This window comes from Porphyromonas pogonae, assembly GCF_036320655.1.
In the GTDB taxonomy this organism is placed as follows: domain Bacteria; phylum Bacteroidota; class Bacteroidia; order Bacteroidales; family Porphyromonadaceae; genus Porphyromonas; species Porphyromonas pogonae.
On sequence record NZ_CP143258.1, the window covers coordinates 1,741,120 to 1,754,421 of the forward strand.

Below are 13,302 nucleotides of genomic sequence, written 5' to 3' on the forward strand. Positions count from 1 at the left end.
CCTAGTTAGGAAAATAGTACAGTGTAGTTAGAAAAATAATGCAACACAACTAAGAAATAAGCCTTTTAATAATATGAAATGACAAAGCCGTAAAGAGATATAAACATCTATTTACGGCTTTATTATGATAACTAATAGTGTTTTCTTACACTCTGACAATTTGATATTTTATCCTCATTATTCCAATCTGATAAAATGTAAACTCAAAAAGGATGTTAAGCATGTAGTACATGTCGGTAAATAAGTTATTACCTGCATTCGTTTGAGGTATATTATTTATCCAAGCTCTCATTGGTGTAGTTTAAGAAATTAATGTTATTGAGACAAAGATACAACATTGCACACCCCTTTGTCAATAGGTGGAGGCTGATTTATTTTATCTCAATCACATGAAAAATGGAGTAGTGATTAATTTTCATCATCATGCCACGTTCGTCAGATTATCAGAAATAGAAATTGTGTTTAATAGTTTAGTATAATTGAAAGCACTAAATTCTATACACTACATGAGAAAAAGGGTGGGGACTTACACTTTAATAAGGATTAACCTAATGCGTATAAATACTATGATTGAGTAAATTTATTGGATTTTATTTATTAGCTATCTTATACATTATCATTTATGATTTAGAAGATATTTGAAAACAAAAATGGCTACATGAGATCATGCAGCCATTTTGATTTTTAGTGATTGAGATTTCTATGAACTCAATCTGAAGAGGTTTTATTCAGAAAGTTTTTCTTTCAAAGCAGCCAATTCGTCAAGGTCACCAAGAGTGGCCTTTTCGTTGTTTGAAGCATTGCTTGCAGCTACAGCATTGTTGCTACGCTTTGATTCAGCCTTTTCTGCTTTTTCTTCAGCTTGCTGTGCAGATTTTTGCTCATCTTCGAATACTCGGCTGTGCGATACGATGATACGCTTAGCTTCCTTGTTGAATTCGATCACTTTGAACTGAAGTTTTTCTTCTTGAGTAGCCTGTGAACCATCTTCTTTTACAAGATGTTTAGGGGTAGCAAAACCTTCAACGCCATAAGGTAATGAAACTACTGCTCCTTTGTCCATAAGCTCGATGATAGTACCTTCGTGGATGCTACCAACTTTGAAGATAGTTTCGAATACATCCCAAGGATTTTCTTCTAGCTGTTTGTGTCCTAAGCTCAAGCGACGGTTTTCTTTGTCAATCTCAAGAACCTGAACATCCATTTCAGCCCCTACTTCAGTGAATTCGCTAGGGTGTTTGATTTTCTTAGTCCAAGAAAGGTCTGAGATGTGTACAAGACCGTCAACACCTTCTTCGATTTCAACAAAAACACCAAAGTTTGTGAAGTTGCGGACGCGAGCTTTGTGCTTAGAGCCAATAGGGAATCTTTCTTCAATACCTTCCCATGGATCATCTTTGAGTTGCTTGAGACCGAGGCTCATCTTACGCTCATCACGGTCGAGAGTGAGAATTACAGCTTCAACTTCATCACCTACATGAAGGAAGTCTTGAGCGCTACGGAGGTGTTGTGTCCAAGACATTTCAGAAACGTGGATAAGACCTTCAACGCCCGGAGCGATTTCAACAAATGCTCCGTAGTCTGCCATAACCACAACTTTACCTTTTACCTTGTCACCAACCTTGAGGTCGGCATCAAGAGAATCCCATGGGTGAGGCATAAGTTGTTTCAACCCAAGAGCTATACGTTTCTTTTGATCATCGAATTCTAGGATAACCACGTTGAGTTTTTGGTCAAGCTCTACTACTTCGCTCGGATGAGCTACGCGACCCCAAGAAAGGTCTGTAATGTGTATCAAACCATCTACGCCACCAAGGTCGATAAATACACCGTAAGAAGTGATGTTCTTGACGGTACCTTCGAGTACCTGACCTTTTTCGAGTTTGCTGATGATTTCTTTCTTTTGTTGTTCAAGCTCAGCTTCGATAAGAACTTTGTGAGAAACAACAACGTTTTTATATTCTTGATTGATTTTAACAATCTTGAATTCCATAGTTTTGTCAACGAACGCATCATAATCACGGATAGGGCGTACGTCGATTTGAGAACCGGGCAAGAATGCTTCGATACCGAATACATCTACGATCATACCACCCTTAGTGCGGCATTTCACATAACCCTTGATGATTTCGTCATTTTCAAGAGCTTCGTTTACACGTTCCCATGAGCGTGAAGCACGAGCCTTGCGGTGTGAAAGAACTAATTGTCCTTTTTTGTCTTCTTGTGTTTCTATAAACACTTCAACCTCATCGCCTACTTTGAGGTCAGGATTGTAGCGGAATTCTGAAGCAGGGATTGCTCCTTCGCTTTTGAATCCAACATTAACCAAAATTTCACGTTTACCAATTTTGGTTACGGTACCCATAGCAACGTCTTTTTCTTTGATTGCATTTAGGGTGTTGTCATAAGCAACTTCTTGCTCTTGACGGCTTGCATCAGTTACACTTTTGCCTGATTCGAATTCATCCCAGTTAAAATCTGCAATGGGCTGAATGTTCTTTAAGTTATCCATTCTGTTAATTAAAAATTGTAGTTAATTGATTAGACATTATATTGATATATTTCTAAAAAACCGGTGCAAAGATAGCTATTTCTTTTAAACAAAACTATATTTTTCATGTAAAATCTTTGAAAATCAATTGATTTGGTTTTAGAAAAATATACATTGAAAACATTTTTACTCAAAGATGAACATTTAAGTCTGGAGACTGCTGCAAAAGTCAACAGTCTCATGGATTTTGGAGGCAAAGCCGACAAAAGACACTTTGACCGGGCAGAGAGGGTAAAGTGCAAGGCGCTAAGAGTGAGTGCACAGGGAGTTTACTCCCGGTAAATGACCAAGCGCGAATCTCGCAAGCAACGAAGCAATTGGCCTGCTATGCAACGGTCTCGTCTGAGAAAAATACAATAGAAATATGAGTGGAACTACAATTTGTAAATAAAATAGGTCCTTAAATATGGATAAAACAGGGAATCTTAGTATCTTTGACAAATTTTGTGCATAGACGTATTGTAGGCTTTGTTTTGCTGGGCATCTCAAGATCTTTTGTGTAGGTTCACTTGAGCAACTGACTTCATTGTCAGTCATGTTTTTACATATGATATGCACACACAAAAATATTTATGGATACAAACAACCTTACACCCATTCGTAGAGGTATTGTGGGAGTTCAATACCTTTTTGTTGCTTTCGGAGCAACTGTTCTAGTTCCTTTATTGGTCGGTCTAGACCCCTCTACCGCTTTGTTTACTGCCGGCATCGGTACATTGATTTTTCATTTGGTAACTAAAGGTAAAGTCCCTATTTTCCTTGGCAGTAGTTTTGCCTTTATAGCACCTATCATCAAAGCCACTGAGTTATATGGCCTCACAGGAGCCTTGGCGGGAATTGTGGGAGTTTCTGTTGTTTATTTTATAGTAAGTGCCTTGGTCAGATGGCAGGGCATCAAAGTTATTGATAGATTATTCCCTCCTGTTGTAATAGGACCGGTAATTATTTTGATCGGATTGTCTTTGGCGGGAGCCGGGGTTAATATGGCTAAGGAAAACTGGGTATTAGCTATGGTATCATTACTTACCGCAGTTTTTGTTACGATGAGAGCCAAAGGCCTTTTGAAATTGATTCCTATTTTTGCTGGTATTATCGTTGGATATGTTACCGGCATTCTTTTTTATAACATTGATCTGTCAGGTGTGAGAGAGGCAATGTGGTTTAGTCTTCCTCAATTCGTTACTCCTACTTTTTCATGGGAACCCATCTTGTTTATGATTCCTGTAGCTATAGCTCCTGTAATAGAGCATGTGGGTGATGTATATGTGGTGAATGCCGTAGCAGGTAAGAATTTTGTAAAAGACCCCGGGCTTCATAGAACTCTTTTGGGAGATGGTTTAGCTTGTCTCGTTGCCGGTTTCTTGGGAGGGCCTCCCGTTACTACTTATTCCGAGGTTACAGGTGCGATGTCTCTTACCAAAGTGACTAATCCGCAAGTTTTGAGGATTGCTGCTATCACTGCTATTATATTTTCTGTAATCGGTAAGGTGAGTGCTTTACTTAAATCGATTCCTTCTGCTGTTTTGGGTGGGATTATGTTGCTGTTGTTCGGAACCATTGCTTGTGCTGGCATTAATACATTGATGCATAGCAAAGTCAATATGCATTCGACTCGCAACATTGTGATAATATCTTTGACACTGACTTTTGGTATAGGTGGGGCTGTTCTTCAATGTGGCGATTTTTCACTTTCGGGTATAGGGCTTTCTGCATTGATAGGAGTTGCATTGAATCTCATAATACCACGAGATAAGACGGAAAATACTCAAGTCGAAATTTAGGCTTTTCTATTTGCCTTCTTTATTTTTGTGTCCATATACTGCTATTAAACATCAAAAGCAATATATGGGCACAACTTTTTTATCTGAAATCGAGCCAAAGTGTATCATTGATTTTACTTTATTTTTATATTTGTATCCGGACACTTTTAGTCAATCGCAAATCATTTAAAATTAGGGTGACCGAATGACCTACTGATGTCTTGAATAAAAGACATGTTTAATTTTGTCTATGCATCTCTGTATAGGTGATACTATATGGATTAAAATATCTGGAAATACAATTGAATTAATATAGAAACTACTATGATTACAACTACCACACCTACCATTGAAGGACATACTATTGATACATATCTTGGTATAGTCACCGGAGAAGCCATTATCGGAGCTAATATTGTCAAAGACTTTTTTGCCGGTATCAGAGATATTGTCGGAGGAAGATCAGCGAGCTATGAAAGCGTTTTACGGGAAGCTCAGCAAGATGCGATGAGAGACATCCAGCAAAGAGCAATGGCACTAGGGGCTAACGCCATTGTTGGTATCGATCTGGACTACGAGACTCTCAATGGCTCTATGCTCATGGTCACCATATCAGGAACTGCAGTAAGGGTTGTTTAGTGATAGCTCTCTTACCTTAATCTTATTTCAATACTTTTCTTATCGAGAGGCAAATGTTGCTTTAATAATCATTTCATAAATCAATACTATAATGGAAAAAGAAAAAATTAGCAAATGTGGATTTGCTACAAAAACCGTTCATGCAGGAGCCATGCCCAATGAGTATGGATCATTGGCTGCTCCTATTTATCAGACTTCAACTTTTATATTTGATTCTGCAGAACAAGGTGGGAGACGTTTTGCCGGAGAAGAAAGCGGATACATTTATACAAGATTGGGAAATCCCAGTTGTACAATGGTAGAAGATCGTTTGGCAATGTTGGAAGGGGGAGAAGCTTGTGCAAGTGCCGCTTCCGGTATTGGTGCTATAGCTTCTGCTATTTGGGTATGTGTTCAAAAAGGAGATCATATTGTAGCAGGAAAAACTCTATATGGATGTACTTTTTCCTTCCTCAAGCATGGACTTAGTCGCTATGGGGTAGATGTTACTTTTGTGGATATGCGCAATCTTGATGAAGTAAAGAATGCCATGCAACCCAATACTAAATTGGTCTATGTAGAAACACCTGCCAATCCCAATATGTATATCACAGACATAGAAGGTGTGGCAAAAATAGCTCATGCTCAAGAGGGGGTTAAACTAATGGTGGACAATACTTATTGCTCTCCCTATATTTGTCGCCCCTTGAAGTTTGGTGCTGACATCGTAGTACACTCTGCTACAAAATATATCAATGGACATGGTGATGTCATCGCCGGATTTGTTATAGGAGATGCAGAATATATCAAAGAAGTCAAAATGTTGGGAATAAAAGACCTAACCGGTGCAAATATGAGTCCGTTTGATGCTTATTTGATTAATAGAGGGCTTAAAACCCTCCACATACGTATGGATCGTCATTGCGAAAATGCTCAGAAAGTAGCTGAGTTTTTGGAAAAACACCCTGCTGTTACTCAGGTTTATTATCCGGGACTGAAGAGTTTTCCTCAATACGAATTGGCAAAAAAACAGATGTCATTGCCGGGCGCTATGATTGCATTTGAGATTAAAGGTGGTCATGATGCCGGTATTAAACTTATGAATAATGTTTATTTATGTTCATTGGCTGTAAGTTTGGGGGATACAGAAACCCTGATACAGCATCCTGCCAGTATGACCCATTCGACCTACAATAAAGAGGAATTAGCTGCTTCTGATATTTCAGAAGGACTTGTAAGGCTTTCAGTCGGGATAGAAGATGCTCAGGATATTATTGACGATCTGAAGCAGGCTTTAGATAGATTAGTATAAATAAATTGGGCCTTATCTTTTAAATCCAATCATATAATATGAGGTAAATGACCAGCTATATTTTATTCTATGACTTTGTAGTATCCCCAAAAGTGTATAAGCGAATGAATCTCTGCGATTTTACAATTCCATCAAACGTTTTATCCCTTGCCAAGAAGTCATTAAATTCGAGATAATTTCCTTAAATTGTATCTGTGTAAGTCTCATTACTGCTACTCTTTTTTCATTGAAAAATCTAAGATAACATTCTTGAGCCTCACATACTTTTTGGGAAACAGTATCCAGAGTTTTTCTTTTCTCCTAATTTGAAATAGGGCTGGATAATGGTGTTTTGTTAATAAAATATCCTTGTAAGAGAAGGCTGATATATATATGCCTTCATTCTTACAAGGATGCTGGGTTTGTTATGAGTCAAAAGCCTTATTGGCGACCTTCGGTAGTAACGTCTTTAGCAATCTTCTTAACTAAGCCCTGTAATACATTGCCGGGGCCTACTTCTATAAACGTATCAGCACCGTCAGCTACCATTTGCTCGACACTTTCAGTCCATCTTACGGGAGCTGTGAGCTGAGCAATAAGGTTTTTCTTTATTTCTTCAGGATTTGTTACAGCCTGTGCTACATAGTTCTGATAGATAGGGCAGATAGGTTCTGAGAACTTGGTTTCTTCGATAGCCTTTGCCAACTCTTCACGTGCCGGTTCCATCAATGGAGAATGGAATGCTCCACCTACATTGAGTTTGAGTGCGCGCTTAGCACCTGCTTCTTTCAGAAGTTCGCATGCTTTGTCGACACCGGCTATAGTTCCGGATATAACAATCTGACCGGGGCAATTGAAGTTTGCCGCCACTACTGTTTCATCTGTAATACTGTTGATAATATCTTTGATTGTATCATCGGGTAGCCCTATAATGGCAGCCATGGTTGAGGGCTGGTTCTCGCATGCTTTCTGCATGGCCAATGCTCTTTTTGAGACAAGCTTCAGTCCATCCTCAAAAGTCATAGCCTTAGCTGCAACCAATGCAGAGAATTCTCCCAAAGAGTGACCTGCTACCATATCAGGTTTGAATTCTTCACCCAAAGAGATAGCTTTGATTACGGAGTGCAGGAATACAGCCGGTTGAGTAACTTTGGTTTGTTTAAGCTCTTCTTCCGTACCTCCGAAGATGATATCGGTTATTTTGAATCCGAGGATGTCATTGGCTTTGTCAAATAGTTCTTTTGCTTGGGGGCAAGTGTCATACAACTCTTTACCCATTCCAACAAATTGGGCTCCTTGCCCTGGAAAAACATAAGCTTTTTTCATAAATCTAATATTCGTTAGTTATACATGCCCCAACTAAGTGACATATAGTAGGGGCGTGTATAACTTTACTTGTTTTTATTGAATGTTTTCAATTGCCTTTTTGAGCACATTATAAGTTCTCTCCACTGAAGCAATGTTTACTTTTTCGTCAGGTGAATGAGGATGGCGAATCTCAGGCCCCACAGATATCATATCCATATCAGGCATTGCACCTTGGATAATACCGCACTCAAGACCTGCATGTATCACTTGTATCTTGGGCTCTCTTCCATAGGCTTGGGTATATTCTTTTTCCATCGTCTTAAGGATGAGGGAGTTGATATTAGGTTCCCATCCATTGTACGGTGCATCCATTTCTACTTCTGCACCGCAAAGGCTAAATACACTTTCGATAGCAGATGCAACCCACATTTTACGACTTTCCGAAGAGCTTCTTACCAAAAATTTGGCGTCAAAAACTCCATTTTCCAGTTTCACCACAGCCATGTTGGTTGATGACTCTACAGTACCCGGGAAGCTTGTTAACATAGACATTACACCATTGGCACAAGCTTCTATAGCATTGATAATGCTATCTTGTATCTCTTCAGGCACCACGTACTCTGGCAAATCGGTTTTTTCCGCAGTGAATGAGATGCTGTCTTCTATAGACTCAAATTCTTTTTGGTAAAGATCTTGGTAATCGGAAACCAATTCCCAAAGCCCATCAGCTTCGTCTTGAGGGATGGTAACAACAGCAAAAGCTTCGCGTGGGATAGCATTGCGCAAAGATCCCCCTTCAAAAGATACCAATCGAGCACCATTGTACTCGACTGCTTCTTTCAGAAAACGGAATAATAATTTGTTTGCATTACCTCTTCCCAAAATGATATCCATACCTGAATGTCCGCCTTTGAGTCCTGTAAGGGAGAGTTTTACGGCTACATCACCGATCTCTACTTTTTCTTCTTCTTTATATTCGAGATGTGCAGATACATCAATACCTCCAGCACAACCTACAAATAACTCTCCTTCACTTTCAGAGTCGAGGTTGATAAGGATATCGCCATGGCTAAAGCCGGGTTTGAGCCCATTAGCTCCCACCATACCTACTTCCTCATCTATAGTAAAAAGACCTTCCAAGGGGCCGTGCTTAAGTTCATTGTCTGAAAGAATAGCAAGAGCATATGCTGCCCCAATGCCATTATCAGCACCTAAAGTAGTCTCTTTGGCAGTTACCCATTCACCGTCTACATATGCATCAATGGGGTCTTTTATAAAATCATGTTGAGTAGAAGCATTCTTCTGGGGAACCATATCAAGGTGGGCCTGCATGGTTACAATAGGTCTATTTTCAAGCCCGGGAGTTGCAGGCTTTTTGATGAGTACATTCCCTACTTCGTCCTGAAGAGTTTCCAGTCCTAGTTTTTCACCTATGCCCATTACATACTCGCAAACCTCTTTGACATGTCCTGTAGGACGAGGTATCTGTGTCAGATCATAAAAGTATCCCCAAACAGCGTTGGGATTAAGATTTTTAATTTCAGCTGCCATAGTTGTTCGATTGTCAGTTAATGTTCGTTTTATTTAATGTTACTCTCTTTCATTCTGACTACGAATATAGTTTTTATTTATTAAAGGTAAAAGAAAGATAGAGATTAAACCCACTAAAGTTATCCATAAAGTTTGAATTGTGTGCACGATAAGGGCAAATGCTCCGGCATCTTCTTTATTAACACTGAATGCTACCAAAGCAGATATCACAAGAAAGTGCCATGGCCCCACACCTCCTTGCACAGGTACAATTACAGCCATACTACTTAGTGCAAATGCTATAAGACCGACTTCGACGCCCAATGTTTGTGTAAAGTCAAAGGCATAAAACGTTGTATAAAAAAACAAGAAATATCCCACCCAAATAGCAATGCTGTAGATGATAAAAAGCCATTTTTGATCCATTTTCCAAATCGATTTGAGCCCTTCTCCTACTTTCATAAACATCATGGAGACCTTGTGGTCGGGTTTGCGCTTGATCAGATATTTGTAGATCATCCACAGCATAATGCCAAAGGTTACAATACCAACATAGAGCCATATAGAACCGAGTATAGCATAGAAATTGGAGGTGATGTCCGGATTTTTTGTGAAAAACTCAGAGAAGAAGCTTCCTGCTCCTAAGAAAATTCCCAGAAATATCAGACCCAGCATCAAGATGTCAGTGATACGGTCTATAAAGAGTGTTCCCAATAGTTTTGAAAAAGATATCTGTTCGTATCTGCCCATCTCGGCACATCTCCAAAACTCTCCGGCTCTGGGCAGTGCCATGTTTACTGTATAGGAGCCTAATGTAGTCAGTATTGAATTGGCTTTCTTGGCTTTGTTACCTTCCGTTACAGTATTTATCAATATTTGCCAGCGAAGACCTCTTATGATATTTGCTCCTGCTCCAAACAATAGGGAGAGCGCTATAATCCAGTAGTTGACTCCGTGACGAGCAATATCAGCTATAGACTTCAAGTCCATTTTGCCATAGAGGAGGAAAAGTATAAATATCCCCAGTAGCAGGGGGATTATTATTTTGAGTACTGCTTTAAGTCGCTTATTTACTTTCATCAATATATTGTAATATCGTTGCTTCTGTCTTTTGCGAACAATATGTCTAATGAGGATGCTTTACTAACCGCTCTTTAAGATTTATTGTTGTAACTTCGTCAAAATTATTCATGACAAAAGTAATACAAAAACAAACGATGTCGCAAGTAAGAGCTAAGAAAGCTTTGGGGCAACATTTCCTCACGGATTTGTCTATTGCCGAACGTATCGCCGATACTTTGGAAGATTATAAGAACCTCCCTGTTTTGGAAATAGGTCCCGGTATGGGAGTCCTTACTCAATATCTCTTATCCAAGGGATATGATACCAAAGTTGTCGAGATTGATGAGGAATCTGTGGCTTATTTGGAAAAAAAATATAGTGAGTTGGAGGGGCGCATTATATCAGGTGATTTCTTGCGTATGGATCTTCAGGAGTATTTCCCGTCGGATAAGAAGTTTTGCATCATTGGTAATTACCCGTATAATATCTCCAGTCAAATATTTTTCAAATTGTTGGAGTATAGAGATCAGGTACCCTGTTGTTCCGGAATGTTACAGCGAGAGGTTGCCCAGCGTTTGGCCTCAGGCCCGGGTTCCAAGGCTTACGGTATTCTCAGCGTGTTGTTACAGGCGTGGTATGATGTAGAGTATCTCTTTACTGTAGATGAACATGTTTTCAATCCACCCCCCAAAGTAAAAAGCGGAGTGATCAGAGCTGTAAGGAATGAACGGGTTACCTTGGGGTGTGATGAAGATCATTTCAAGAGAATTGTCAAGACTGCTTTCAACCAAAGGCGCAAAACCATGAGAAATTCCCTAAAGCCGATATTTGGCACCGAATTCAAACTCTATCACATGGATATCTTTTCAAAAAGGCCAGAGCAACTTACTGTGGAGCAGTTCGTAGAACTCACATTGATGGAACAAGAATTTCTTGGTAAATAAGGTTGTTTATAAAAATAATTCCAATCACTCTTTATGCTCATCACGAGAGTGAGTGCTAAAGTTATGTAGCCATTTAGAAAGTTTGATCAAGTGTCACACTAGCCGAGAGCAAATCTCCTCCAAATGGAGGATTTATCTTGGATACTTTCACCCTGATGCCGGTAATCTGAGGAATATTCTCATGTAATTTGTCGATTATCCTTCCCGCTACATGCTCCAGCAGGTTGGATGGGATAGCCATTTGTTCTTTCACGATATTATAGATCTCAGCATAGTTTATGGTATCTTCAATATGATCAGTTATAGTAGACTTCTCTACGTCGGCATCTATCTCTATATCTACTGTGAATTTATTGCCAACTTTTTTTTCTTGTTCCATTACCCCATGAAAGGCATAGAAACGCATGTCATTCAAACTTATTTTCATTGTTGTAAAATTTATAATACACACTTATATGGCTCTACATGTATCACCACATGAGTATCCTCTCCATATTTGTCTCTTAAGTTATCTTCTACCATTTTCGTGATATCGTGAGCTACTTTTACGGTTGCATTCTCATCTATTAGAATATCTGCTTCGATAGCGTATTTGCTTCCAATACTACGGGTATTGAGGTTATTTATTCCTTGTATATCAGGTGTATTTAGTATAATAGAGGATATTTCATCCTGGATGTCTTGGGGTAAACTTTCTTCAAGAAGTTCCTTGAATGCCGGAAGGACTAAAAGGACTCCTATTCGTATAATAAGGATGCTTACCACTGCTGCCGCTATAGGTTCCATCACCATCCCTTTTTCACCCATAAACATAGCAAAACTGATACCTATAAGCGCTGCAAATGAGGTCAGTGTATCGCTACGGTGATCCCATGCTTTGGCTCTAAGGCTGGAGCTGTTGAGTTTCTTACCTTTTTTATTGGTGTATTGGAATAGAAATTCTTTGCTTACAATAGATATTATGGCCACTACCATAGCTATAGGGGCAGGTCTTACCAATTGCTTATTATTCATGATCACCTCTTTTACTGTAGCAGCATTTTCCATAAACATCATAGTGCCTATAATGATCATGGCAATAGCGATGATAGCAGATGCGAGGGTTTCATATTTGCCATGTCCGTATTTGTGATTTTCATCACATGGTTTACTGGATAGTTTAACGAATATAAGAGTTATAATATCGGTTATGAAATCAGATAGAGAGTTTATAGCATCAGCTATCATGGCGCTACTATGTCCAATTATTCCTGCGATAAACTTTAATACCATCAGCACGGCATTCACTGCACTGCCGACAAGTGTGGCTTGGAATATTTTTTTTTCTCTTTCCGTGTAGAAAATAGAACGCATGAAAAAAAGTTTTTTAGAGGACACAATAGAACGCAAAGATAGGAGATAAATTGAAAATTATTACAGTCAGCTAAGTGTAGATTTGGTATATAAACTTTCTCCTAATGGTTGTAATTCACATCATACAGTTTTTATTCTATTATATCATACAATCAGTAAAAAGTTTTTAATAGACTCAAATCGCACATTGTCTACTCTTGAGGGAAAAGTTAATACTACTCCTTTTACAGAATTTACATGAAAAAATAGCAGCCATCTCTTGACAAAGGGGGGGCGGGTGTTGTATCTTTGTTTCAGAGAAGATGCTTTTTGCATAAACTAAAGCTATTTTACACAACGACTATTATTATTCAAAAAAATGAGAGCACAAACAAATAATAAAATATTCCAAAATATATCAGAGCTAATTTATAAGTATTTCCTTTATACTTGAATATGTAAATGTTCGGTGTTGCATTTTGTCAGAATAAGGTGATGAGGGTAAAATATCAAATTGTCAAAATGTAAAAAATACTTTGTCATAATATTAAAAAGCCATGAAGAGGATATCTACTCCTATTTACGGCTTTTGTTGTTTTTTTCTTTTGTAGGGCTTTTTTTCAGTTAGGTTTTATTATTTTTCTAACTGAGTGTTGGCTTTTTTCTAACTAGGTGTTTGTAATTTCTTAGTTAGAAAAATAATAAAACCTAACTAAGAAAATAACACGCTGTCATAAAATAGATACAGAAAGCTTTTTTGCTTGTATGTTATGTTTAATAAGCTCTAATTATTGATTGTAAATTATTGTCAAAAAGTCATCGTTTCTGGTCTTTCATATTCAATATGGCTTGTTTATGTCTATTTTTGTGTCGATTTATTATTTGTCGTAGTTCTTGTTTTGAGGA

General features: G+C 38.5%; 10 protein-coding genes. 4 read left to right on the forward strand and 6 right to left on the reverse strand.

All coding sequences use genetic code 11. The annotated features are described in order from the left end of the window. Positions 1 to 724: 724 nt before the first annotated feature. Positions 725 to 2,512 (reverse strand): 30S ribosomal protein S1, encoded by a 1,788-nt coding sequence (gene rpsA, locus VYJ22_RS06840; protein ID WP_329903153.1) that lies wholly within the window; start codon positions 2,510 to 2,512, stop codon positions 725 to 727. 611 nt (positions 2,513 to 3,123) lie between these two features. Here rpsA and VYJ22_RS06845 point away from each other — a divergent pair. From VYJ22_RS06845 to megL, 3 genes are all read left to right on the forward strand, one after another. Then, a complete protein-coding gene (locus VYJ22_RS06845; protein ID WP_329903155.1) occupies positions 3,124 to 4,332 on the forward strand; it encodes a uracil-xanthine permease family protein in 1,209 nt (402 codons plus the stop codon). A gap of 303 nt (positions 4,333 to 4,635) precedes the next feature. Then, complete coding sequence (locus tag VYJ22_RS06850) at positions 4,636 to 4,950, forward strand: heavy metal-binding domain-containing protein (protein ID WP_329903156.1); 315 nt, start codon at positions 4,636 to 4,638, stop codon at positions 4,948 to 4,950. A gap of 91 nt (positions 4,951 to 5,041) precedes the next feature. Further along, positions 5,042 to 6,241, forward strand: coding sequence for a methionine gamma-lyase (megL, locus tag VYJ22_RS06855; protein WP_329903157.1), 1,200 nt, complete (start codon positions 5,042 to 5,044; stop codon positions 6,239 to 6,241). Positions 6,242 to 6,661: 420 nt separating this feature from the next. Here the strand turns inward: megL and fabD are convergent, their stop codons facing one another. From fabD to VYJ22_RS06870, 3 genes are all read right to left on the reverse strand, one after another. Next, a complete protein-coding gene (fabD, locus tag VYJ22_RS06860) occupies positions 6,662 to 7,546 on the reverse strand; it encodes an ACP S-malonyltransferase (protein ID WP_329903159.1) in 885 nt (294 codons plus the stop codon). A 75-nt stretch (positions 7,547 to 7,621) separates the two neighbouring features. Beyond that, positions 7,622 to 9,079 (reverse strand): aminoacyl-histidine dipeptidase, encoded by a 1,458-nt coding sequence (locus VYJ22_RS06865; RefSeq protein WP_329903161.1) that lies wholly within the window; start codon positions 9,077 to 9,079, stop codon positions 7,622 to 7,624. Between the two features lie 39 nt (positions 9,080 to 9,118). Continuing rightward, positions 9,119 to 10,138, reverse strand: a complete 1,020-nt coding sequence (locus tag VYJ22_RS06870) for a lysylphosphatidylglycerol synthase transmembrane domain-containing protein (protein WP_329903163.1) — start codon at positions 10,136 to 10,138, stop codon at positions 9,119 to 9,121. A gap of 137 nt (positions 10,139 to 10,275) precedes the next feature. Between VYJ22_RS06870 and rsmA the strand changes: the two genes are divergently transcribed. Continuing rightward, positions 10,276 to 11,064 carry a 16S rRNA (adenine(1518)-N(6)/adenine(1519)-N(6))-dimethyltransferase RsmA gene (gene rsmA, locus VYJ22_RS06875; RefSeq protein WP_329905589.1) on the forward strand — a complete coding sequence of 263 codons (789 nt, stop codon included), beginning with the start codon at positions 10,276 to 10,278 and terminating at the stop codon, positions 11,062 to 11,064. Positions 11,065 to 11,137: 73 nt separating this feature from the next. Here the strand turns inward: rsmA and folB are convergent, their stop codons facing one another. Then, positions 11,138 to 11,491 carry a dihydroneopterin aldolase gene (folB, locus tag VYJ22_RS06880; protein WP_329903165.1) on the reverse strand — a complete coding sequence of 118 codons (354 nt, stop codon included), beginning with the start codon at positions 11,489 to 11,491 and terminating at the stop codon, positions 11,138 to 11,140. 11 nt (positions 11,492 to 11,502) lie between these two features. Beyond that, the gene (locus tag VYJ22_RS06885; protein WP_329903166.1) at positions 11,503 to 12,417 is read right to left on the reverse strand and encodes a cation diffusion facilitator family transporter; all 915 of its coding nucleotides are present in this window, start codon (positions 12,415 to 12,417) and stop codon (positions 11,503 to 11,505) included. Positions 12,418 to 13,302 lie beyond the last annotated feature (885 nt).